The sequence below is a fragment of the Pedobacter frigiditerrae genome (assembly GCF_032678705.1).
Classification (GTDB): Bacteria; Bacteroidota; Bacteroidia; order Sphingobacteriales; family Sphingobacteriaceae; genus Pedobacter; species Pedobacter frigiditerrae_A.
This window is the reverse complement of sequence record NZ_JAVTSS010000001.1, coordinates 481,295-503,647: the sequence shown is the minus strand read 5'-3', so window position 1 is coordinate 503,647 and position 22,353 is coordinate 481,295. Positions and strand designations below refer to the sequence as shown.

Sequence of the window (22,353 nt, the reverse complement as noted above, 5' to 3'; positions counted from 1 at the left end):
TGATATGAGATCGATTTGGAAAGGTTCTATTGGCTTTGGTTTGGTTAATATTCCTGTTAAACTATATTCTGGTGTACAAAATAGCAACTTAGATTTAGATATGCTAGATGAAAGAGACCATGCTAAAATCAAGTTTCAACGTATTAATGAAGATACCAGAAAAGAAGTACCATACGATAAAATAGTTAAGGGCTATTTTATGAATGATAAATATGTGATTTTGGATGAGCATGATTTTGAAGAAGCTGCTCCAGAAAAAAACAAAGTTATTGAACTGGAAAACTTTGTAGACATACAAGACATCAATCCCATTTACTACGAGACCTCTTATTATACTGAACCAGAAAAACAGGGAGCTAAAGCCTATGCCCTACTTTTAAAAGCGCTGGAAAAATCTAAAAAAGCTGGAGTTGGCCGTTTTGTATTACGTAGTACTGAAAATCTATGTGTCATACACCCTATGGATGGCGTAATTGTGATTACAAAAATAAGGTTTCAACAGGAGATTAGAACGATGGATGAAATTAAAAAAGTTGACGATAAAGCCATTTCTAAAAAAGAGATGGAGGTTGGTTTAGCTTTAATTAAACAATACAGTTCTGATTTTGATATTGCCGCTTTTAAAGATACTTATAGCGATGAGTTACTAAAAATTATTAAAGCGAAGGCAAAAGGCAAACGTGCTGTGGTTAAAAAATTAAAACCGCAAAAAGCAACTAGCGATAACCTATACGACCAATTGATGCAAAGTTTAGGAGGGAACAAAAAGAGAGCATAAAAAACAAATCAACATTAAACTTATATTTTGAAAAGCAAAATTGATGCTATTTTGAAAGTTAGTCCTGCTTTACGTTTCAATCTTTTGTCCTTCGACTACCTGCCTACCACAGGCAGGCGCTCAGGATGACAAAAGTATTTTCACTGCAATCAGGTTTAGGAACACTGGTTCTATGCTACTATGAATGGTTTACCTGCACAGTCTTTTGTTAAATAGCCCTGATTGAAACGGCACCACCCAATTTTTCATTGGGTGTACAGTGGAAAGCAGGACTTACGAAAAAGATAACCTTTGATTTGCGCTCCAAAACCTCTATTTACTATAGCAAAATTAAACTAGAAAGATTATGTTTCATCAGCTTATAAGGAATGCAGTTTAGTAGCTAGCAATTCTGCAGTATGAAACACAGTTCTAAGGATTATTTCTTCAGGTTCTCCATCAAAAACAACCCTTTCAGCAAAGAGTTCTTTATTCTTATAAATACAGGAGATAAACATGGTACCCACAGGTTTTTCTGGAGTTTCACTTCCCCCTGGAGTGGGTAAACCCGTTACTCCAATATGTATATCAGCCTTTATTAGCTTAGTTAACCCTTCAGTTATGGCTTTTGTAACTTCTGGAGATTCTGGAGTAAATTCCTCAATCAGTTCTTTTGGCACTTTAAGTATATCCTCCTTGAGGCAAGCATCGTAACAAACAAAACCACCTTTTAAAAATTTTCCAGCATTGGGCACCATGGCAAATTCAGCCACCATCCTACCTGCAGATGCACTTTCTGCAAATGCAACAGTTAATTCTTTTTCTAATAAAAGCTCACTACAATGTGCTAAATCGGCATTAAGCATATTATTCTTTATTGGTTATTGTCTTGATGACTTTCTTTAAATCGATACCTTTTTCTAAAACAGGTTTAAAGATATCTCCCAAACTTTCAATTCGTTCCACAGCATTAAAAATGGTGAAATCTTTCATTTTTAATCCCTTCTTAACTTCATCCCAAGCTAAAGGCATAGATACGGTTGCGCTAGGTTTTGGCCTAACAGAATATGGCGCTGCAATAGTAGCCTGCGACCTATTTTGCAAAAAATCCAAATACATTTTTCCTTTTCTATCGGCTACTGCTCTCTCTAAACTAGTGTATTTTGGCAGTTCTCTATGCACCAAAGTCACAATGATTCTTGCAAACTCCTTAGACTGTTCATACGAGTATTTTGCGCCTAACGGGATGTAAATATGCAAGCCTGTGGAGCCACTCGTTTTGCAATAAGAAGGTACCCCCATATCATCTAAGATTTGCTTGGTTACCTGAGCAGCTTCGATAACTTGTTCGAAAGAATTTTTATCGGGATCTAAATCTATGATACACCATGTTGGATGATCAGGTTTTTTAGTGGTGCTGCTCCAAGGGTTAATTTCTATACAGCCCAAACCTGCCATATAAAGCAATGTTGCCTCATTATTGCCCAAGAGGAAATGTTTATCTTCTGGACTATCGCCACTATGGTACAAATAAGTATCCATCCAATCGGGCACTTTTCCAGTTACATCTTTCTGGTAAAAGCTCGGTCCATTTATCCCCCCTGGGTGACGATTTAAAGATTGCGGACGATTTTTTAGATAGGGCAACATATAAGGCGCAACTTGATAATAATAGTTGATTAAATCTCGTTTCGTTATCTTTTCAATTGGCCAATAGATCTTACTTAAGTTAGTAAATTTTAAATCGTGACCATTAACTTTTCTTACCTGAGTTTGATCTTTCGGGTTTAACAAAGTTCTTCTTTTACCACTTTTTGGTGGTGATAAATACTTATCAACGGCTGTTTCCTTAATTACCTCTTCTGTATTTGCTTCTTTTTCCAAAACTACCTCCTTTGCCTTTTTGTCTTCTCGCATTCCTTCAAATGATGGGTGACGCATCACTCCATCTGTTGTCATTTCAGTAAAACTAACCTCACAAATTAATTCTGGTTTTAACCAAGTTGCTTTTGCCCTTGGCGGGTTGGGTCTAAACCTACTTGGTTTATTGATATCTGGTTCGGCACTAAATTGAGGTTTATCAGTTATTAATGGCTCGAACATTTTAAGCATTTCTTTTTGCGTTTTGATGTTAAAACCTGTTCCGATTTTACCTGTATAAACGAATTTGCCTTTTTCAAAAACGCCAACCAAAAGCGCACTAAAAGGCTTACTCGTATCATCATTTATAGTGTAACCTCCAATTACAACTTCTTGCCTTTTGTTAGATTTTATTTTAAGCCAATTACCAGTTCTATGGCCTACATCATAAACGCTATCCTTTCGCTTCGCCATTATACCCTCAAGTCCCATCTTTTTTGCAGCAGCTAAAAATTCTGTTCCTGAAGTATCAAAATCCTTGCTTAATTGTATCAATGAATCATCTGGTATGATTTGTTTTAAAATTGCTCTTCTTTCTGTAAGGGGTAAACTTTTTAAATCATATCCATTGTACCATAGAACGTCAAAAACGTAATAAACTAACTCTCCATCAGCCTCGCTTCGCCAGTTTTGCAGGGCTCCAAAGTTTGCTATTCCTTTTTCATTTACCACTACTACTTCTCCATCTACAACAGCGTTGATGTTCCATTTCTTTAGCTCATTATAAACTGGGTAGAATTTCTCATTAAAGGATTTATCGTTACGAGATTTAAGTTCTATTTCCTTTTTATTCATAAAAGCAACTGCTCGGTAACCATCCCACTTTATTTCATATAGCCAATCATCATCATCTATTGGTTTATCTACCAAAGTGGCAAGCATTGGTTCTATTTTGGTGTAAAACGGCGATTTCTCTGCATTGGCTACGATGGCTTTTTCATTTTTTGGTGTCGCTGTTTTTTCGCTTTTTTTTTCCTTCACTACTTTTTCAACCTTTTTAATGGGGTCCTTTTTAGCAGTCGTCTTTTTGTTGTCTTCTCCGTAAATATTGTCGGATGTTTTTTCTACTTGTTCGAGTGTTTTTTTAGAAATTACAGACTTATCTTTTTTAGTGATATCCTCTTCAGAAGCATATTTATCTTTATGTTTTATCAACAGCCAAGAATTTTCAGCCATACCGTGAGTTTTAACCAAGGCAAATTCTCCTTTTAGTTTTTTACCGTGTAAAACCATTTTAACAGAACCTTTTTTTAGTTCGGAAAGCAAATACTTTTCTTGCGCAGCAATACCATCAATCTCTTCAATAGTTGTGTAAGTTCCTTCATCCCAAACTATAACCGTTCCACCGCCATATTCTCCTTGTGGGATAATGCCTTCAAATGTTCTATAATCATATGGATGGTCTTCAACCATCATGGCCAATCTTTTAACCTTAGGGTCTGTTGATGGTCCTTTTGGAACTGCCCAGCTTTTTAACACACCACCCATTTCTAATCTAAAATCGTAATGCAAATGTGAGGCAGCGTGTTTTTGTATAACAAAACGAAGTTCCTTTCCTGTACCCTTACCTCCTTCTGGCTCTGTGGTTTTGGTAAAGGTTCTTTTCTTTTTATAGGCTGTTAAACTCATCTTTTTGTAGATATATGGTTCTAGCTTTTAACAACTGTGGTTTTAAAATGTTTAATTTTTAGTTTAATGGTTCATTAGTGTCACTTGTTCATTAGTTCAATAGTTTCATTAGTTCAGTCATTGGGCAGAAAAAATGACAAACATTTTTTCTTTGGGGGTGTTTTTCTAAAAAACCTAAACCTATGGGAAAGATCAAAAAACAAGAACCACCTAAAAAACCGGACACAAAATACCCTGTACCTCCATTTCCTAAGCAAAACGAAGACCCACCTGGAACAGAGGAACAATTAAAACCATTGGCAGACCATGGCGAAACATCTTACAAGGGTTCTGGAAAATTAAAGGGCAAAAAGGCAATTATTACTGGTGGCGATTCTGGGATTGGGAAAGCAATTGCCATTGCTTTTGCTAGAGAAGGTGCTGATGTGTTGATTAGCTATTTAGGAGACGAGGAAACTAAAGACGCGGAAGATTCGGCTAAATATGTAACCGAAGCAGGACAAAAAGCTATATTGGTTAAAGGAGATATCAGGAAAGAAAGTCATTGCAAAAAGATTATAGAAAAAGCAGTTGCCACATTCGGTCAGATAGATATTCTGGTTAACAATGCAGCTTTTCAGATGGCAAGGGAAACTCTTATGGAGATTCCTACCGAAGAATGGATTAGAACTTTCGATGTAAATATACACCCAATGTTTTACCTCAGTAAAGCAGCCGAACCTTATATGAAAAAAGGAAGCAGCATTATTAATACAACATCGGTAAATGCCTATAATCCTACTCCTGTATTATTGCCTTATGCTGCAACAAAGGCGGCAATTCAAAATTTCACTGCAAATTTAAGTCAGATTTTATTGACCGCGGGAAAAGGAATTAGGGTTAATGCCGTAGCACCAGGCCCAATTTGGACGCCATTAATCCCATCGACTATGCCAGACCCAGAAAATTTTGGTAAAGATACCCCAATGGGAAGACCAGGACAGCCAGTTGAAGTTGCGCCAGCTTATGTGTTCTTGGCATCTGATGAAGCTAGTTATATTTCTGGCGCAACTATACCGGTTACTGGAGGACGAATAACTATTTGATGGAAAATGGATGAGGTAAGATGGAAATGGAATAATCTTAAAAGACTTTCTAGCTAAGACATCTCAGAAATCGAACTTAGATGTTCTGAGATAAAGAAATTAAAAAATCAATATTATGAAAAACGAGAAAAAAAATAAACAAGAAAATCCAAAATCAGCTGGTGATGCTAAAGGAAAAGCAAGTTTTGACCAAAATGGAAAAGGTGCATCACCTAAATATGGTCAAGCTGGTATAGATCCAAGTGAAACAAAAGAAGGTGCAAAAAAAGGGAAGTTGTAAGTATTAGTTGAGCAGTTTTCTCACCCTACTTACTAAATCATCAATATCAAATGGCTTACTTATAAAGTCATCAGCTTTGCTTTCGTTGCTTATCATTGCAACATTAGTATTGGCAGACATTAACAAAACAGGGATTTTCTCTGTTAAAAGGTTAGATTTTAATTTATTACAAATCTCAATTCCATTGCCATCTGGCAGCATGATATCTAATACTACTGCATCAGGAGTTGAGTTTTTAATCTCTTCCTTAAAAGTTGTAGCATTTGGAAAGCCAGAAACTTGATATCCCTCTATTTCAAGCAGGTATTCTACCAGTTCTCTGATATCATCATTATCCTCAACTACATAGATTGTCTTATTCAATTTTATTTGGTTTAGAGAGATGCTAATATAACAATTGATTAAAGTAAAATCATAAAACCATTTTAAATGGATAATGTTTTTCAAACATATAAAATTATGCCTTCTTCAGTTATTAATCACTTTAGCTATGATGAAAAATCGCACACCCTAGCAATAACCTTTGTAACAGGTTTAGTTTATCATTATAAAAACGTTCCTGAAGATATTTACAAAATGTTTAAGGTAGCAGGCTCTAAAGGAAGGTATTTCAATCATTTTATTAAAGATAAATTCATGTTTAAAAAAATAGAAGACTGATCAGAAAAAATAGATTATTCATTAAAATATTCCTCTTTTCTCTATTGTTATTTTTTTTAAAACATTCTTAAAAACAAAATGTTGAAGGGCTGTAAAACAAATTATTACATCACCCTAAAAAATAAAACAATATGAAAACTAGTAACAAACCAACAGGAAAAACCGGTAAAATGGAAGATTCAGAATTTCACGAATTTTTCATTGACGAATTAAAAGACATTTATTGGGCAGAAAAACATTTGGCGAAAGCTTTGCCTAAAATGCAGAAAGCTGCCACTAGTCCAGAATTAGCTGCGGCTTTTGAAAAACACACCCAAGAAACTGAACAACACATCACTACTTTAGAGCAAGTGTTCGAACTTTTAGGAGAAAAAGCTGTTGCGAAAATATGTGATGCTATGGCTGGTTTATTAGAAGAAGCAACTGGTATTATTGAAGACACCGACAAAGGGACAATGGTTCGTGATGCTGGTTTAATTTTAGCTGCTCAAAAAGTTGAACATTATGAAATTGCAACTTATGGCACATTACGCACTTTTGCATCTAATATGGGCCACACAGATGTAGAAGAATTATTACAACAAACGTTAGATAATGAAAAAGAAACAGATGTTGCGCTAACTACACTCGCCGAAAGCTGCGTTAACGAAGCAGCAGCTCAAGAATAATTATATGGCTCAGCTTGTCGCTGAGCCTTTTTTTATTCATTTCTTAAACATTGTACTCATTAACCTTTATGTTTTATCAAAACATATAACTAAAAACGATTGTTATTGAAATACAAAAACCTAAGAAATATGCTAAGTCCTATTGATAATTTACCACCTTATGTATTTGGTGTAAAAGCAGACGGCGAAGTAACTGCCGATGATTTAAAGAACGTATTGCTCCCAGGATTAGAAGCGCTTACAGCCAAATACGATGAGATTTATTACCTCCTAGTTTTAGATACCAAAGTAGAAAATTTTACGGCGGGAGCTTGGCTACAAGATGCGGTTGCTGGCATTAAACATCTCACAAAGTGGAAAAAAATGGCAATTGTAACCGACCAGAAAGCAGTAGAAAATTTTACAGATGCATTTAGCTACGTAACACCAGGAGAAGCAAAAGGATTTTCTTTAAATGAGCTAGATGAAGCTATTGCTTGGGTAAGTTTAAAATCATAAGTATGGGCTTGATAAAAAACTTAACAGCAGGATTTATTGGCTCGGTTGCTTTAAATTTTCTTCATGAAACATTGAGAAAATACGAAACAAATGTCCCAAAAATTAATCTTTTAGGTGCTGAAGCACTAAACAAAACATTAACTAATGTAGGTGAACCGGCTATTGATGATGAGGAATTATACAAAGCAACACTAAAAGCCGATCTCATTAGCAATACAATGTATTATAGTTTAATTGGAGGAAAAGCTAAATTGATTTGGCCAAAAGCTATACTCCTGGGCCTCTCTGCTGGAATTGGAGCGGTGAAATTTCCAAAGCCATTAGGCTTAGATCCAGAACCTACTAATAAAACAGAACAAGTACAATTATTAACGGTTGGTTATTATCTCTTTGGAGCAATAGTAACGGGTCTTGTTCTTAAGACATTAACCAAATCTAAAAATTAAAATCATCACCCTATGGAAAATGCAGCATCTCGAGATAGCTCGAACAATACTCAAAATACCCAAGACCACATTAAGACTTTAGAAGGCACTGAAGCTGTTAAAAAGTTAAAAGATTTAGCTACAAGTGCTGAAAATTGTTTTTTCTGCACAAATATTAAAACCGGATTACCACTTTCGGTAAGGCCGATGTCTGTTTTACAAGTAGATGATGCCGGTAATTTGTGGTTCATGAGCCATAACGACAGCAATAAAAATGCTGAAATTGCGCAAGACCCATTTACTCATTTATTTTTTCAGGAAAATAAAAACTCAGGATTTTTAAATATTTACGGCATTACTGAAATAGTTGCAGACCAAGAAAAAGTAGATGAACTATGGAATCCTTTACTTAAAGTTTGGTTTCAAGGTGGAAAAGATGATGCAAAAATTAGCTTATTAAAAGTAGTACCTACAAATGTATATTATTGGGATACCAAACATGGTGAAGCAATTGCCTTTATCAAAATGGCAGCTTCCATAATTACGGGCAAAACAATGGATGATTCCGTAGAGGGAAATTTAGAATTCTAGTTTTGGTTTATCATCCGTTCATTAGAATCATTCGTTCATTAGTAAAAACGAAGGCAAACAAACAACATAAAGTACAATTATTATGATGAGACTTCCAATAGAGCGTAAACATGTAAAGGTTTACCCTGACCCCAAACGTGTAATTGCCCGTTTCTTTTTTAATGGTGATGATAGAGCTAAAGATGTTATTACTAAGGTAATGACGTTAAACGACGTTCAAGTTTTTCAAATCATATCGCCGCTTTTACAAGAATATTCAAAAAGACATAGAAATATTACCAAAATCTTAATTCGCCATTGCAAAAAGCTAAAATCATTGTTTGAAACAATGGATATTGATTATAAAGAGCTTGATGAATATAGGCGATTGTTAATTGGCTCTTATTTTACGCATGAATATTCTATTGAATCTGCAGCGTTTTTTAACCCCTCAATTATTGAAGACCCAGACCAAGCTGACTTAGAAGAAGGAGAAAAGCGCTTAATTATCAGTTTTAGAGCAGTTGGCGAAGGGCACATTTCTTCTATTGTTTTTAGAAGAGCATTGATTGACAGGCATAATAACATCACTGTTATCCCAGTGGGAGATTATATTGATGAAGCAGAAATCATTAGAAATGCGACTTACAACAAAAAGCTTTTTTTAGATAAAGGCCTAATATCTCTCATTAATGAAGATGTTTTAAAAATGCTAGATGCTAAACTGGAAGACCAGTTTGATTATGCGACTTTAAAAAAGGTTATTGCCGAAACGCAAGAATTAGAACCAGACCCAGAAAAAGATGTAGAATTAGAAAAAGTTCTTTGGCTTTCTGATTCTTATTATGAAATTCTTTTCTCACTAGATACTGATATCTCCGACCGTGTAATTTTCCCCATCTCTGAGTTTGAACGAAAAGGAATTGAAGACGCCAGATTTACAAAATTCACAAATGATGATGGATCATTTACCTATTATGCAACCTATACAGCCTATGATGGGCAAATCATTATTCCTAAACTATTAAAGACAAAAGATTTTTATGATTTTACCGTAGGTCCTTTATTTGGAAACGGCGCACAGAATAAGAATTTAGCACTTTTCCCTCGTAAAATTAATGGTAAATATGCCATGCTATCTCGTATTGATGGGATAAACAATTATATCATGTATTCTAATAAAATTAATGTTTGGGAAAATCCAATCAAGCTACAAGAACCTTATTACAGCTGGGAATTTGTACAAATTGGTAATTGCGGTTCTCCTATAGAAACTGAAGATGGTTGGTTGGTAATTACGCATGCGGTTGGACCAATGAGAAGGTATTGCTTAAGTGCAACTCTTTTAAACTTAGAAGACCCAACTATTGAAATTGGAAGATTGGCAGAACCATTATTAATCCCAAATCCCGATGAGCGTGAGGGTTATGTGCCGAATGTGGTATATTCTTGTGGTTCTATTATTAATAATGGGCAGTTGATTATTCCTTATGGTTTATCAGATTATTCATCTTCTTTTGCAACTGTAGATTTAAGAGCTTTGCTCGATCGATTGAAAGCATCTCCAACACCAAATTAATATAAGCCTGGTTTTATTTAAAAACCAGGCTTTTTTGTACTTTCAAACCATTCAATTTTTGATCATATTTAAATGCTTTAAGAATCACCAAGTGTGATATTAGATAAGCCAATGTACTTTCTGCACCTTGATTCCTATTTACGCCACCTTTATGTAAACCGTCTGCACATCCCTTAGTTTCCGCATCATACAATGGAATTCTTAGTGAGTTTTCACCTAAAAACCATAAATAACTAGAAAACATCTTCTTCATATATTCTGCTTCTCTGGTTACAATAAATGCCTGAAAATACATCAACACCATTGCCATAATTTCTATAGCCTGTTGGTCATACAATGGCATTGCTTTATCTCCTCTATTATGCCAACCATCATTCCCAACTGGATTACAAGAGTTTAAGTTAAAAGTTAGTTTCTCTAAATAGGTTAATGATTCAAGCGCAATGTTTTTCACTTCTTCATTGCCAGTTATCTCTGCAGAATGGAATAATGCTAACGGGAAAATTGCATTGTCATAGGTCATTTTATCTTCAAACCAATGCCAATCATCACCTCTGGTTTTGTGATACGCTGCCACTAGTTTAGCGGTTAAATCTTTAAGTTCATTTATAATCATTTCATCATAGGGATGAGATTGTAAATAATAACTTAATCCAGTAATGGTATTAGCAACTCCTCTAAGGTGTGTTAGTTTTTTAAAATGCGGTACGGCTTTAAAGAACAATTCCCTTCCAAATTCTATATAAGAACGATTTGGAGCAGTGTGAATTAAATATCCCAAAGCCCATATAGTTCGCCCGAATGAATCATCTGTACCTTCTTCGTCTAAATATTGGCGACTGAAACTCATAAAATTCCTGAAATTTCCATCTTCCAATTGCATATCGTGGGTAAAGCTTAAATAAATTGGCAATAAGTCTAAAGCTTCGGTATCATTAGTTTCTTCATAGGCCATTAAAGCCATAATGATAGCCCTCGAGTTATCATCTACACAATAACCTTCTTTCCTGTTAGGCACACCAAACTTTGCATGCTGAAAAATTCCTGTATCATCAGTCAAAAGTTTAACATAGTCGATGTTAAATTCTGGCATTAAACCTGGATCTATAATTTGTCTCAATATTTTATCGCTATAATCTTGATGCTGAATTGCTTTTTCAATTGTTGAAATAAAGGTTTTTCCAATTTTTGGCCATCTTAACTGAAGGCCGTATTGATAAGCATTGTTTTTTAAGGTTGCCAATTTTTCAGGAAAATCTAATAATTGATTTACAATTTCAGCTAAGCCAATATCATCTTTGAAATTAAATAAACGGCCACGATTATTGTCAAGTAACTCTTGAGCATGCCAATATGGAGTAGACACAACTGCAGCACCAACACCTACGGCATACGAAAGAGTACCACTGGTAATTTGTGCCTCATTAAAGTATGGGGTGATGTAAACATCGGTCGCTGCCAAATAGTTAATTAGCTCTTCTTCTTCTACAAATCTATTTAAGAATACTAAATGGTCACTAACATTTAATTCAGCTGCTAAAGCTTTAAGATAATCACGGTATTCTTCTCCAGAATTTTTCACCACTCCAGGATGTGTATTTCCAAGAACTACATATATCGCATCAGGATGTTTTTGTACAATTTTAGGTAAAGCTTTAACTACGGTTTCCAAGCCTTTATTTCTGCTAATTAAACCAAAAGTTAATAATATTTTTTTGCCCTTCAATTGTGGTAATTCTTTAACAGGGTTGATGATTGGAGCTTCTAAATCTGGTACTCCATGTTCTATCAATTGTATTTTCTCTTTTGGAACTTGATAAATATCTGTTAAGAAACCAATCGCTTTTTGGCCCATCACAATTATTTTAGAAGATTTTTTAGCAATTTCTTTAATAATGGCTTTTTGTAAAAAAGTTGGAGAATTTAATATGGTGTGTAAGATTGAAATGATTGGTTTTTCAATCTGGTTTAAAAACGGAAGTACAAACAATCCACTTTCTCCACCATAAATTCCAAATTCGTGCTGTAAAATGCAGGCATCAACATCGCTATCATTGATGAAATCGGCCGCTGCCGCATAATCTTCTTGTATATTCTGTCTAATTACAAACTTAACCTCATCTGGATATTTATATTCATTGATATCATCAGAATTGTTCATTGCAATTACTACACTAGTTTCAACTAATGATTGATTATCGAAATTACAACAAATGGCTTTAATCAAGTTATGATTAAAAGTTGCTAAACCACATTCACGTGGTGGGTAAGTAGAAATATACGCTATTTTCATATCTCAGAGGAATAATGCTTAAAAAATAAAGAACCTTAGTTTTTTGAGAGATTATGTGTTTAACAACGAGCCGGTTAAGTTGTTTTAATGCAAAGGCACATTTCGACATAAAATCGTACTCCTAAAAGGAGAAATGATATTTTTATAGCTTTTTAAATATTTAAGAGAAATATTTTGCTTTTAAGCCTCTAAATCCATAAGTTTGCGTCCCGCTATTAAGCAAATGCCCAGTTGGCGGAATTGGTAGACGCGCTGGTCTCAAACACCTGTGGGAAACCGTGCCGGTTCGACTCCGGCACTGGGTACAGCCCCTTTTTACGTAAGTAAAGAGGGGTTTTTCATTTTAAAAACCTGCTCTATTGTCCAGAAATAAGGATTTTTGATGGTTCGATCTCCGCTTAGGGTATATGATTCACCCCAGCCGTATTAAGGTCGAATCGTTGAATTTCAAGGACATGTCTATCCATTGCTTGCGGACTTATACGCCGGTATAAAACAATATTTTACCAACTGCATGATCCCATTTCATAAATACTTAGAATAATTTCAGAAAACTCTTCTCAGATAACGACCGTTTTTTGATAGAAATTGAGATGAGTATTTGATAAACAGTTATAGAACTATTGTGTCTTTTCTAGCAGGCCAGCGATGAAGTAAAGTCTACAGTTGTTTCCTTTCAACCATCAAGAAAAAGGAAGAATACAAGTTATCCTATGAGAGATTTTTGGCTATATTGTAATCACCTACATTTATTGAAATGAAAAACGACAAAACATCACAAAACTACACGTTAAACAGACGTAATTTTGTTACTGGAATTATCCCGGTGATAGCTGGCGCAACAATACCATCCTGGGCTTCGGCGAAGGAGATTCAACAAACCAGAGAAGACAATGACTTTCCAGGACTTATTACGCGAGAGAAAAAGCCATTAAATATGGAGTTTCCATTTCCTACGTTAAAAAACAGGATTACTCCAAATAACCAGTTCTTCATCAGGAGTCATTTTAATATTCCCAATATTGATGCTACAAATTGGGAATTAGAGATTGGCGGCAACACCAATCATGTCATAAAGATCAATCTGAGCGAACTTAAAAAGCTTCCTGCAAAAAAGGTAATGGCTACTATAGAATGTGCCGGAAACGGACGTGCTAACCTCGCCCCAAAAGTGAAGGGTTTAGGATGGGAACAAGGTGGGATCAGCAATGCTGAATGGACAGGAGTACCTTTATCCGTATTGTTAAAGAAGGCTGGCATAAAGGTGGGTACGGTAGACATTATTTTGGAAGGGAATGATGAGGGGATGATTACAGAAGAGCCGAAATCACCAGGAAAAATCAAATTCGCCCGAAGCATTCCGTTAAATATAGCAATGCAGGATCACATCATCATCGCCTATGAAATGAATGGAAAACCATTGAGTGCTGAACATGGTTTCCCGGCAAGGGCAATTATTCCAGGATGGTATGGTATGGCATCTGTGAAATGGCTGATGAAAATTACTGCATCTGAAAAGCCGTTTGATGGCTATTGGCAGACGATTGAATATGCTTACTGGAAGCGTGTTGAAGGACTACCTACCTTGACGCCCGTAACCACTACATTGGTTAAGTCTGAAATATCAAGGCCGGTATTGTTTGAAGCGGTGCCGGCTGGAAAACCTTATCAAGTAAGGGGTGCAGGATGGTCAGGTGATAGTAACCTATCGAAAGTAGAAATAAGCACGGATAAAGGAAATTCATGGCAACCAGCAAAATTAATTGGTCCTGCTATCCCTTTCGCCTGGCAGCTATTTGAATTTGAATGGGTGGTTCCTGCTAAGACTGGAAGATATAGTTTAATGGCTAGAGCGACAGATCAAAATGGCAAAACGCAACCCATGGAGCATGATTTAGACAGAAGAACTTACATGGTTAATTTTATCTCGCCAATTGATGTAGATGTAATATAGCTCAATAAGAACAAATTTCAGTATCTTGCGGTTATCGCATAAGGCTTGTTTGGCATAAACAGTTTATCACAATTAATATTCTACATCAAACCATGATCAGATTCACGTCTATACTTCTACTATTTGCTAGTTTCTCTGCACGAGCACAACATGAACACATGCAAATGGCAACTAAAAAAAATGTCTTCCTTGGGCAAATGGCTCATATGATGATGAAGATGGATGAAATATCAGCTACCACATCTGCAGACAGAGATTTCATACAAATGATGATCCCACATCACCAGGGTGCTATTGATATGGCAGAAGAAGAGATTAAGACCGGAAAAAATAAAGAAATGATTCAGCTAGCTAAAAGTATCAAAGCTGAGCAACAAACCCAGATTCAGCAAATGCGACTCCTGCTCAGCCATCCTGAAGGATTTATCGCTACAGGCAACCAACATCAAAACGCCAACCAGAAGATGATGAAAGTGATGATGGAACAAATGCCTGAAGAAAAACAATTGTCTGATACTGATCTGTCCTTTGCAAGGATAATGCTTCCTCACCATCAGGCTGCCATCGACATGGCTAAAGTTGAGTTGCGGTATGGAAAAAATAAAAATGTAAAAAGACTGGCCGAGAATATTATCTCAGATGAACAGATAGAAATCCAACAAATGAAGACATTTACAAACTCCCATTAACATATGAAAAAGATATCCTTGTTTACGCTATTAATATTCAGTTTTGCCCTACAATCAAAAGCACAATCAATCTATGCCCAAGACAGGGTTTATACAGGCAATCAGATATCTAATACGGTTTCTGTCTTAGATCCCTCAACACAAACGCTATTAGGAAATATTGTTCTTGGTAAACCCCAACCTGATATCTTAAGTCCTCTATATAAGGGACAGGCCCTGGTTCATGGCCTGGGTTATTCCCCTAAAAGGCAATTACTAGCAGCGGTTTCCATTGGATCAAATTCAGTAACCTTTATTTCAACAGCAAAAAATAAAGTTTTAAAAACTGTTTATATCGGACGTTCACCGCATGAGGCAACCTTTAACCCTTCAGGATCACAGGCATGGATATCGGTAAGAGGAGAATCGTATATCAGCGTAATTGATGCAAATAAACTGATTGAAATCAAGCAAATTCCAGTAGCCGACGGCCCGGGAATGGTTGCTTTTACTCCAGATGGAAAATGGGCTTATATTTGTTCCAGCTTTACTGCAGAAGTGGATGTAGTGAATGCAACTTCTTATGCTATTGTAAAGCGTATTCCAGTAGTTAGTCCATTTTCTCCAAATATATTCTGTAGTCCTGACGGGAAATGGATTGCATTGACACATAAGGATGTAGGGAAGATCACTGTCATCAGCACGGAGACAAATACGATACATACAGTACTAAATACAGGTCCAATTACCAACCATGTCACTTTTACTTTAGTTAATGATTCACCTGTGATGCTGGCAACCATTGGCGGAGAAAACAGCTTAAAAGTATTTAGTGTTTCACAAGATTTCAAGCTTACTGATAGCGTTGCGACAGGATCATTGCCACATGGCGTCTGGACTTCGGCAGATGGTAAATTTGCATATGTCGGATTAGAAAATGATGACCAGGTACAAGTGGTTGATCTGGTAAAAATGGCCGTTGTAAAAACCATTGCTATTGGACAATGTCCGCAAGCATTGTTGTACGCCGCTAATGCCAGCCCTGCAAATGCCTCAAAAGAAAATTTAACCCCGCTTAATCTTGCAGACAAAAGTCAGGTGATTAAATTGATGAATAAGGATAATTCAATGTCATCAGGCATGCTAAACGTAAGAAGCGTAGGCTTGACTGATCTTGTCCAACAGGACTTTAAAAAACTCGAGCCAAATACTTCGTATACTTTAGCGTTAACCAACTCCTCAAATGATACGTTTAACGCAGATTATGTCATCAATTCTTTTAAGACCGATGAAAAAGGAGCTTTTAGCGGTCAATCCTCGGGGATAATTAAGAGTGTAGGAACAGGTGGCGCCGATTATAAACATGTGGTTCTTATTGATGATCTTTCAAAAAAGCTGGTGATGATCAGTAACTAATGTATTTTAAACCAAAGATATAACTGCCCATAATGCAGCACTTGAAATTACTATCCATAAAATTACGCCTTGTAACAGTGGCATTATCCCCACTGCTTTCAAGATAGTAAATGAGAGTCCGCTTCCTATCAGGAACAAGGTTAAAGTTAAGCCTGCTTTTGCTAATGCTACAAAGTAGGGCGCAAAAGGCTTAATAAAAGGTAAGTAGGTGTTGGCGATCATTGCCAGGATAAATAGCCCTATAAAATAGGGTATACTAACTTTGCTATTGTTGCTTTTGAACAGGAAAGATGTACCAAACGCTACGGGAACAATCCATAGTGCTCTGGCTAACTTAACAGTTGTGGCTATCTGTAGTGCTTGTTCACCATATTTACTGGCTGCCCCAACAACAGAACTGGTATCGTGAATAGCAATGGCACACCACATACCAAATTGTGACTGTGACAAGTTAAGCGCATGTCCGATAGCGGGGAAAAGAAATAAGGCCACCGAGTTGAGTATAAAAACAGTACCCATTGCAACGGAGATCTGTTTTTCTTCTGCGTTCATTACAGGCGACAATGCAGCAATAGCACTTCCACCACAGATCGCCGTTCCAGCTGATATCAAAAAAGATGTTTTACGTTCTATTTTAAATACTTTTCCCAGGATAAAACCAATGATAAGCACTCCGAAAATAGAAACTACGGTAAACAGTACGCCTTCTTTTCCTGCTTTCATTGCACTGAATACATTCATTCCAAATCCTAGCCCGACAACAGAAATTTTTAGCAGCAGGTTTGTGGCCTTGTGATTTAAATGCAGATAGGGATGTTCCATTAGTTGCGCCAATACTAATCCTAGCAATAAGGCTAAAGGAGGCGACATAAATGGAAAGAGGCACAGCAAAACTGCCAGGATGAAGATAATTTTACGGGTGTTTAAATTTAAGTTTAGCAGGTTACCCGCCTTTATTTTAGAAGAATTTGAATTGTCTTTGATTTGTGTCATAATTTTGATTGTCTTTATTTTCTAATTCAAAGATCCATAACTAATAAACCCCGATCAAATCATTAAAACTTATCTTCCATAACTTCATGTTATAGAAGATAAGTTTTTAGACATTATTTATTCCCAACCCCATTTTTTGAAAATGAGATGTCCTTTATCGGATTGCATAAACTTGATAAAATCCTCAGTTTCCGACTTATGCGTACCAGTGCTACCCCTCACTACAGGTGTACCTCTATAGACTGTTTGTGTAACAGGAATCCTAACCATTGAGGTGAGGTCTGGTAAACGGTTATGCCAGGAGCCAAATGTTATCCAGGCATCATATTGAGGATCATTTTTCCATGCAGCAATACCCAATGCCGAATTTGCAAATGTACCTGCTATACGCTGCTGTATGTTTGCAATCAGATCTTGTCGACCTGCCAAATCTTCCCAAAGCCCCATTTGCCCAGCCCCATTCACATCAAGAATTTTCACACCTGGTTTACAGAGATCGCCCAGATTTTTGATGTTTTTAGGATTGCCGGGCCGTACCAGGATCGCTGCCGCACGTTTATATAACTCTGTCCGAGAGTTCGCCACTATCATGTTTGGGTGGTCAGACATGAATTTTGAAAGCATGTATTCTGCTCCTCCAAAGAACAGATCTGCATGTTTCATTGCATCCGGCATCCATTCATTATCTGGCCCGGCAGTGACTTTAATTACGATATCATGCTGCTTTCCAAAAACCTTCGCACATTCATTGATCGGTCCGAGCGGCCCACCGGGACCATAGACATATAAAGTATCGTTTGGGATTTGTGCATTCCCAATGGTCACTACAGCAACGACTGACAATATGGTTAAAAATATATTTTTCATTGTGTTTATGTTTAAGGTAAATCAAAACCAAACTTTTTGTAGATGGCAGCAGCCTGCGGACTGATCAAAAAATCCATAAAATCTTTTGCAGCGGCCGGATGTGGCGCATCTTTTAACTGTCCCGCTATATATTGCGCATGGATATTCTCTTTTTCAGGAATTTCAATGAGCTCAACAGGATGGCCAATCATTTTCTGATAGTAGGCCTCAGTATACCATACTGGAGCGGCGTCACTTTCGTTGTATAGGATCCTCATTGGTGATTGGCGATGATGGATCATGGTAAGATAAGTAGTCTTATCTTTAACTTTATCTTCCATGATGGTAGATTTTAATGTTTCCCCTCCAGCTTTCACATAGGCTTCTTCAATACGTTTACCGATCCCTTCATTCTCTGGATTGGGCATACTGATCCTCAGCTCTTTATTTGCTAAATCTTTGAGTGACTTCAATGCCTTCGGATTTCCCTTTTGGACCATGATTGCCAACCTGTTTCTAGCATATAAAGTCGTTTTGCTAAACCATTCAGGGGTCATGTCTATCCGGTTCTTACCAGCTGTATAAACATCCGGCTTTAAGGTAATTCTCATGTTGCCCACCACAATGCTACCGGTTTTTATTTGTTGGGCTAAAATGCCTGGGGGAAGCGTTTCGGCAAATACCCGCTGATAATGTGGATATGACTTTTTAAAGGCTGCAATTAATTCGTCAATGCACATAAACTGGTTACCGGCAAAGAAAACCACCAGTTGGGGATCATTAATGTCTCCAAAAAGATCAGGCACATTGTCTACTCCAGGTACTGTGAACTGAACTTTACTTTCAGGTGGAGTATTCCAGGGCGGATCAAAGCGATGATCCTGGGCCTTAACATTTCCACAAAGCAATAAAAATGCAACTGTGGCTAAAAAGGTGTGATTTATATATTTCATGATTTTCTAATTATTTGGTTTAAGGATGTACAACTGCCCATCCCTGATATTGACGGATGATGATTTCACCATTGCCGCTGGGTACATAACTGATAAAATCAAATAAGGTATTTTTTTCGATTTTCCTTTCTCTGACGGTATTTTCACATTGTGCAAGAATTACTCCTCTGGATTGCAGTTCTAACAATGTTTTTTCAAAAGATCCGTTCTTCTGGTAAACAGCTACGCCATCTCCAAAGGCAATAAGTTCTGCATTGATTTTCCCTTTTAACCTGGGATCGTCGAGTGCATTTTTTAGGTTTCGAAGTGTTCCTGCAATCTTTTTCTCATCACCGTTATTGATTACATACAGTGCCTTATAATTTTTCAGGGTGGCTTTTGCCCCTGTAAAATTAGCAGGTGTAGCTTGGGCAAAAGTGGCCGAGGTTGCTGCGATCAGCAAAAATAATGTACAGATTAAGGTTATTTTTTTCATGATTTTAGATTTTGATGATTTATTTAGTTGTTAGTTTTACTTGTTTTTCGGAGGTTACAATTGGTGCAAATGGACCATACTTATGTTGATTTTCAGAAAATTTGTCGGCATATGGTCCGTATGGCGCATCAAAAGGTTTTTTTAACAAATCAGGGTAATCTTTTCCCTGATCTTTATGTGGTCTTGGCTGTGAGTTCACAAAAGCAGCGAGATCCCAGGCCTCCTCATCACTTAACTGCGCATCTCCATATCTGGCACCATATGGCATATTGTTCTTTACGAACCCCGCAAAGTTACTGAGTCTATACATCCCTGCGCCATCATTGTAGCTGTGTTTGCCCCATAATGGCGGATAAACATAAGTTAGTTTGTCTTCATCGAGTATTCCCTCACCATTTGCACCATGACAACTTTGACATTTACTGGTATATAAAATCGCTCCATGTTTGACATTCGCTGCCCTATCCAGGAATTTTAATTTTTCGGTTCCCGTTCCAAACACTTTCTCCCCTTTTTTTACACCTGTTCCAAGCCATTTCATATAAGCCAGCATTGCCTGTATCTCTTTACTAGATTCGTCTGGTACTTTGCCTGCAAGACTTCGATTGAAGCACTCTGCAATACGTGCCGATGCAGGTTCAACCTTTCCTGATCTGCCACTCATTTTAGGAAAACTGGAAATAAAACCAGCATAATTATTTCCGAACAGTTTGGTTCCACCCTCGAGGTGACAATTCTGACAATTCATACCATTTGTAATACGGGCTATGGATCCATTTGGCCCAAAATATTTGCTCGTATGTGCTATTAATTCTTTGCCATACCTGATCATCTGGCCGTACTTGGTGTCCGCCGGAATCGTATTTTCATCAGGCGCTTTCCAGGCATCAGCAGGTACAACCTGGCTTTTGACGTTAACAGCAGCTATACCGGTTTCCACATCCTGTTTGGTTTTTGCTGTCACTACATCTGGCTGCCCATTAAAAAATAAAGTGCAGATGAAAATGGTTCCACAAGCAACAAATAGAAACGCAATGATAGCCGTTGTCCTGGCTGTATATATAAGTGCTTGTCTGATTTCTTTTTCTGTTGATTCCTTATTCATAACCAATATTTTTCTGTTACAAATGTGCATTTATTCTACTCATCAGAAAAAGCATAAAAAGTTATTGATGATAACGTAAGGTTATGATGTCAGTACCCGTTGAAACAAATTGTTTGTATCTTAGGTTATCTACTAAAACCGTGTATGATAGATTTCCGTTTGCAAGTATTTTATGCTGTCGCTAAAAGGCTGAATTTTACAAAGGCCTCGGCAGAGTTATTTATCAGTCAGCCTGCTGTAACCAAACACATTAAAGAATTAGAGCAGGAGTTCAAAATGTCATTATTTGAACGCAGTGGAAACAAAAAAATCAGCCTCACCCCAGCCGGCGAATTATTGTTGCATTACGCAGAACAGATTTTTGGAACTTACCGGGAACTGGAATATGATATGAATCTACTTACTAAACAGCATAAAGGAATATTGAGGATTGGTGCCAGCAGTACTGTGGCACAATATATCATTCCACCTGTATTGGCACAGTTTCACAATAAGTTTAAGGATATACAAATTCAACTGGTTACCGGAAACACAGAAGATGTAGAGCAGCGTTTGATTGCTAAGGAAATAGATTTTGGAATCATTGAAGGCATCTCCCGGAACCCACAGATTAAATACGAACAATATCTAAAAGACGAGCTGGTGCTGGTGTGTTCTGGTCACAATTATGCCATGAAAAAGGAAATGATCAAACCGAATGAGTTGAAGGATTATGATTTATTACTTCGTGAACCTGGTTCTGGTACACTAGATGTTATTGCATATGCTTTAAAAGCACACCAGATAAAGGTGGGGGACTTAAATATAGAAATGCAGTTAGGTAGTACCGAAAGCATTAAATCCTATTTGATTCACAGCAAATGCCTGGCTTTTTTATCTATCCACTCCATATTGAAAGAGCTCAAGAATAATGAATGCCGCATCATAGATATCAAGGATATGGTTATCGAAAGGCCGTTTCATTTCATTCAGCTTCATGGTCAGCAGGACGCTCTGGCGGAACTATTTATGCGCTTCGCTAAAAGCTACAACTATAATGTATAGTGTTACCGAAATTTCGAGGCAATATCAGCCAGCTAAAGTGCTGCTGCTCTTTGTTTCTGAAGCTCCTGGAGGTGACGATAAACATTTTTACCTGGGAAATACTAATCTGTTTCGAACAATTTATCTTGCATTTAGTGAGGTATTTGGCGATTTTAAATCTGTAGAAGATTTTTTGCAGTTCTTTAAAGGCACGGGATGCTTTTTGGAACATCTAACTTGTACACCTATTGATAAATCGTCAGTTAAAATCAGAAAAAACCAGAGGCAGGGGGGAATAGAGCAATTAGCTCATAAAATCAGAACATATCAACCCCGATTAATCATGATCCTAATGAAAAGCATTGAACAAGAGGTTAAAGAATCTATTGACCTATCAGGCTTATCGTTTATCGAAGAAATTGCAGTTACCTGCTATCCTGCCGGCACTGAATCAAACAGGCTTACTTGCATCCGGGATACCAGGGTTATCATCTCCAAACTGGCATCGATATTGACATAACATGCAAATATATTGCTGTAATATACCGATACAGAA

The 22,353-nt window shown here is 36.9% G+C and carries 23 protein-coding genes and 1 tRNA gene; 15 read left to right on the top strand and 9 right to left on the bottom strand.

Annotated elements, in window-relative coordinates; genetic code table 11:
- The first annotated feature begins 4 nt into the window (after positions 1–4).
- Positions 5–778 (top strand): Ku protein, encoded by a 774-nt coding sequence (locus R2Q59_RS02240; RefSeq protein ID WP_316783333.1) that lies wholly within the window; start codon positions 5–7, stop codon positions 776–778.
- A gap of 359 nt (positions 779–1,137) precedes the next feature.
- Here R2Q59_RS02240 and R2Q59_RS02235 read toward each other — a convergent pair whose 3' ends face one another.
- Positions 1,138–1,623, bottom strand: coding sequence for a CinA family protein (locus R2Q59_RS02235; protein WP_316783331.1), 486 nt, complete (start codon positions 1,621–1,623; stop codon positions 1,138–1,140).
- A gap of 1 nt (position 1,624) precedes the next feature.
- A complete protein-coding gene (ligD, locus tag R2Q59_RS02230; RefSeq protein ID WP_316783329.1) occupies positions 1,625–4,306 on the bottom strand; it encodes a DNA ligase D in 2,682 nt (893 codons plus the stop codon).
- 182 nt (positions 4,307–4,488) lie between these two features.
- Between ligD and R2Q59_RS02225 the strand changes: the two genes are divergently transcribed.
- Together R2Q59_RS02225 and R2Q59_RS02220 are read left to right on the top strand one after the other, a co-directional pair.
- On the top strand, positions 4,489–5,391 hold the full coding sequence (locus R2Q59_RS02225; protein WP_316783327.1) for a glucose 1-dehydrogenase: 903 nt from the start codon (positions 4,489–4,491) through the stop codon (positions 5,389–5,391).
- A 115-nt stretch (positions 5,392–5,506) separates the two neighbouring features.
- On the top strand, positions 5,507–5,671 hold the full coding sequence (locus tag R2Q59_RS02220) for a hypothetical protein (RefSeq protein ID WP_316765380.1): 165 nt from the start codon (positions 5,507–5,509) through the stop codon (positions 5,669–5,671).
- A 3-nt stretch (positions 5,672–5,674) separates the two neighbouring features.
- On the opposite strand, the gene R2Q59_RS02215 is transcribed toward R2Q59_RS02220, so the two are convergent.
- Positions 5,675–6,034 (bottom strand): response regulator transcription factor, encoded by a 360-nt coding sequence (locus tag R2Q59_RS02215; RefSeq protein ID WP_316765379.1) that lies wholly within the window; start codon positions 6,032–6,034, stop codon positions 5,675–5,677.
- Positions 6,035–6,100: 66 nt separating this feature from the next.
- Between R2Q59_RS02215 and R2Q59_RS02210 the strand changes: the two genes are divergently transcribed.
- The 6 genes from R2Q59_RS02210 (at position 6,101) to R2Q59_RS02185 (ending at position 10,071) form a co-directional block, all read left to right on the top strand.
- The gene (locus tag R2Q59_RS02210) at positions 6,101–6,331 is read left to right on the top strand and encodes a KTSC domain-containing protein (RefSeq protein ID WP_316783325.1); all 231 of its coding nucleotides are present in this window, start codon (positions 6,101–6,103) and stop codon (positions 6,329–6,331) included.
- A 131-nt stretch (positions 6,332–6,462) separates the two neighbouring features.
- Complete coding sequence (locus R2Q59_RS02205) at positions 6,463–6,999, top strand: ferritin-like domain-containing protein (protein ID WP_316783322.1); 537 nt, start codon at positions 6,463–6,465, stop codon at positions 6,997–6,999.
- Between the two features lie 105 nt (positions 7,000–7,104).
- On the top strand, positions 7,105–7,497 hold the full coding sequence (locus R2Q59_RS02200; protein ID WP_316783320.1) for an STAS/SEC14 domain-containing protein: 393 nt from the start codon (positions 7,105–7,107) through the stop codon (positions 7,495–7,497).
- 2 nt (positions 7,498–7,499) lie between these two features.
- Positions 7,500–7,943 carry a hypothetical protein gene (locus tag R2Q59_RS02195; protein ID WP_316783318.1) on the top strand — a complete coding sequence of 148 codons (444 nt, stop codon included), beginning with the start codon at positions 7,500–7,502 and terminating at the stop codon, positions 7,941–7,943.
- Between the two features lie 12 nt (positions 7,944–7,955).
- A complete protein-coding gene (locus R2Q59_RS02190; protein ID WP_316783315.1) occupies positions 7,956–8,513 on the top strand; it encodes a pyridoxamine 5'-phosphate oxidase family protein in 558 nt (185 codons plus the stop codon).
- Between the two features lie 85 nt (positions 8,514–8,598).
- Positions 8,599–10,071: a glycoside hydrolase family 130 protein gene (locus R2Q59_RS02185; RefSeq protein ID WP_316785464.1), complete on the top strand. Its 1,473-nt coding sequence runs from the start codon at positions 8,599–8,601 to the stop codon at positions 10,069–10,071.
- A gap of 13 nt (positions 10,072–10,084) precedes the next feature.
- Here the strand turns inward: R2Q59_RS02185 and R2Q59_RS02180 are convergent, their stop codons facing one another.
- Positions 10,085–12,364 carry a glycosyltransferase family 4 protein gene (locus R2Q59_RS02180; RefSeq protein ID WP_316783313.1) on the bottom strand — a complete coding sequence of 760 codons (2,280 nt, stop codon included), beginning with the start codon at positions 12,362–12,364 and terminating at the stop codon, positions 10,085–10,087.
- A 225-nt stretch (positions 12,365–12,589) separates the two neighbouring features.
- Between R2Q59_RS02180 and R2Q59_RS02175 the strand changes: the two genes are divergently transcribed.
- The 4 genes from R2Q59_RS02175 to R2Q59_RS02160 all read left to right on the top strand — a co-directional run bounded on the left by R2Q59_RS02175 (position 12,590) and on the right by R2Q59_RS02160 (position 16,402).
- Positions 12,590–12,669, top strand: a tRNA-Leu gene (locus R2Q59_RS02175).
- Between the two features lie 632 nt (positions 12,670–13,301).
- A complete protein-coding gene (locus R2Q59_RS02170) occupies positions 13,302–14,318 on the top strand; it encodes a sulfite oxidase (RefSeq protein WP_316783311.1) in 1,017 nt (338 codons plus the stop codon).
- Positions 14,319–14,410: 92 nt separating this feature from the next.
- Positions 14,411–15,007: a DUF305 domain-containing protein gene (locus R2Q59_RS02165; RefSeq protein WP_082489588.1), complete on the top strand. Its 597-nt coding sequence runs from the start codon at positions 14,411–14,413 to the stop codon at positions 15,005–15,007.
- Between the two features lie 3 nt (positions 15,008–15,010).
- Positions 15,011–16,402, top strand: a complete 1,392-nt coding sequence (locus R2Q59_RS02160) for a beta-propeller fold lactonase family protein (protein WP_056095402.1) — start codon at positions 15,011–15,013, stop codon at positions 16,400–16,402.
- Positions 16,403–16,408: 6 nt separating this feature from the next.
- Here the strand turns inward: R2Q59_RS02160 and R2Q59_RS02155 are convergent, their stop codons facing one another.
- The 5 genes from R2Q59_RS02155 to R2Q59_RS02135 all read right to left on the bottom strand — a co-directional run bounded on the left by R2Q59_RS02155 (position 16,409) and on the right by R2Q59_RS02135 (position 20,774).
- Positions 16,409–17,395 (bottom strand): YeiH family protein, encoded by a 987-nt coding sequence (locus R2Q59_RS02155; protein ID WP_008245480.1) that lies wholly within the window; start codon positions 17,393–17,395, stop codon positions 16,409–16,411.
- A 117-nt stretch (positions 17,396–17,512) separates the two neighbouring features.
- Positions 17,513–18,262, bottom strand: coding sequence for a substrate-binding domain-containing protein (locus R2Q59_RS02150; protein WP_008245473.1), 750 nt, complete (start codon positions 18,260–18,262; stop codon positions 17,513–17,515).
- Between the two features lie 11 nt (positions 18,263–18,273).
- Complete coding sequence (locus tag R2Q59_RS02145) at positions 18,274–19,194, bottom strand: molybdate ABC transporter substrate-binding protein (RefSeq protein WP_056870676.1); 921 nt, start codon at positions 19,192–19,194, stop codon at positions 18,274–18,276.
- A 19-nt stretch (positions 19,195–19,213) separates the two neighbouring features.
- The gene (locus tag R2Q59_RS02140; RefSeq protein WP_008245470.1) at positions 19,214–19,669 is read right to left on the bottom strand and encodes a DsrE family protein; all 456 of its coding nucleotides are present in this window, start codon (positions 19,667–19,669) and stop codon (positions 19,214–19,216) included.
- A 19-nt stretch (positions 19,670–19,688) separates the two neighbouring features.
- Positions 19,689–20,774, bottom strand: coding sequence for a c-type cytochrome (locus tag R2Q59_RS02135; RefSeq protein ID WP_082491480.1), 1,086 nt, complete (start codon positions 20,772–20,774; stop codon positions 19,689–19,691).
- Positions 20,775–20,918: 144 nt separating this feature from the next.
- Between R2Q59_RS02135 and R2Q59_RS02130 the strand changes: the two genes are divergently transcribed.
- Positions 20,919–21,818: a LysR family transcriptional regulator gene (locus R2Q59_RS02130; RefSeq protein ID WP_056095397.1), complete on the top strand. Its 900-nt coding sequence runs from the start codon at positions 20,919–20,921 to the stop codon at positions 21,816–21,818.
- Positions 21,811–22,317 carry a hypothetical protein gene (locus R2Q59_RS02125; RefSeq protein WP_056095394.1) on the top strand — a complete coding sequence of 169 codons (507 nt, stop codon included), beginning with the start codon at positions 21,811–21,813 and terminating at the stop codon, positions 22,315–22,317. The genes R2Q59_RS02130 and R2Q59_RS02125 overlap by 8 nt, the downstream gene beginning before the upstream one ends.
- The last annotated feature ends 36 nt before the right edge of the window (positions 22,318–22,353 follow it).

Bases quoted from the DNA above. Each gene is read 5' to 3' on its own strand.
- R2Q59_RS02210 (WP_316783325.1), top strand. From the start codon at position 6,101: ATGGATAATGTTTTTCAAACATATAAAATTATGCCTTCTTCAGTTATT.
- R2Q59_RS02225 (WP_316783327.1), top strand. From the start codon at position 4,489: ATGGGAAAGATCAAAAAACAAGAACCACCTAAAAAACCGGACACAAAA.
- R2Q59_RS02195 (WP_316783318.1), top strand. From the start codon at position 7,500: ATGGGCTTGATAAAAAACTTAACAGCAGGATTTATTGGCTCGGTTGCT.
- R2Q59_RS02125 (WP_056095394.1), top strand. From the start codon at position 21,811: ATGTATAGTGTTACCGAAATTTCGAGGCAATATCAGCCAGCTAAAGTG.
- R2Q59_RS02160 (WP_056095402.1), top strand. From the start codon at position 15,011: ATGAAAAAGATATCCTTGTTTACGCTATTAATATTCAGTTTTGCCCTA.
- R2Q59_RS02155 (WP_008245480.1), bottom strand. From the start codon at position 17,395: ATGACACAAATCAAAGACAATTCAAATTCTTCTAAAATAAAGGCGGGT.
- R2Q59_RS02240 (WP_316783333.1), top strand. From the start codon at position 5: ATGAGATCGATTTGGAAAGGTTCTATTGGCTTTGGTTTGGTTAATATT.
- R2Q59_RS02180 (WP_316783313.1), bottom strand. From the start codon at position 12,364: ATGAAAATAGCGTATATTTCTACTTACCCACCACGTGAATGTGGTTTA.
- R2Q59_RS02140 (WP_008245470.1), bottom strand. From the start codon at position 19,669: ATGAAAAAAATAACCTTAATCTGTACATTATTTTTGCTGATCGCAGCA.
- R2Q59_RS02150 (WP_008245473.1), bottom strand. From the start codon at position 18,262: ATGAAAAATATATTTTTAACCATATTGTCAGTCGTTGCTGTAGTGACC.
- R2Q59_RS02135 (WP_082491480.1), bottom strand. From the start codon at position 20,774: ATGAATAAGGAATCAACAGAAAAAGAAATCAGACAAGCACTTATATAT.
- R2Q59_RS02220 (WP_316765380.1), top strand. From the start codon at position 5,507: ATGAAAAACGAGAAAAAAAATAAACAAGAAAATCCAAAATCAGCTGGT.
- R2Q59_RS02190 (WP_316783315.1), top strand. From the start codon at position 7,956: ATGGAAAATGCAGCATCTCGAGATAGCTCGAACAATACTCAAAATACC.
- R2Q59_RS02165 (WP_082489588.1), top strand. From the start codon at position 14,411: ATGATCAGATTCACGTCTATACTTCTACTATTTGCTAGTTTCTCTGCA.
- R2Q59_RS02130 (WP_056095397.1), top strand. From the start codon at position 20,919: ATGATAGATTTCCGTTTGCAAGTATTTTATGCTGTCGCTAAAAGGCTG.
- R2Q59_RS02235 (WP_316783331.1), bottom strand. From the start codon at position 1,623: ATGCTTAATGCCGATTTAGCACATTGTAGTGAGCTTTTATTAGAAAAA.
- ligD (WP_316783329.1), bottom strand. From the start codon at position 4,306: ATGAGTTTAACAGCCTATAAAAAGAAAAGAACCTTTACCAAAACCACA.
- R2Q59_RS02145 (WP_056870676.1), bottom strand. From the start codon at position 19,194: ATGAAATATATAAATCACACCTTTTTAGCCACAGTTGCATTTTTATTG.
- R2Q59_RS02185 (WP_316785464.1), top strand. From the start codon at position 8,599: ATGAGACTTCCAATAGAGCGTAAACATGTAAAGGTTTACCCTGACCCC.
- R2Q59_RS02205 (WP_316783322.1), top strand. From the start codon at position 6,463: ATGAAAACTAGTAACAAACCAACAGGAAAAACCGGTAAAATGGAAGAT.
- R2Q59_RS02170 (WP_316783311.1), top strand. From the start codon at position 13,302: ATGGAGTTTCCATTTCCTACGTTAAAAAACAGGATTACTCCAAATAAC.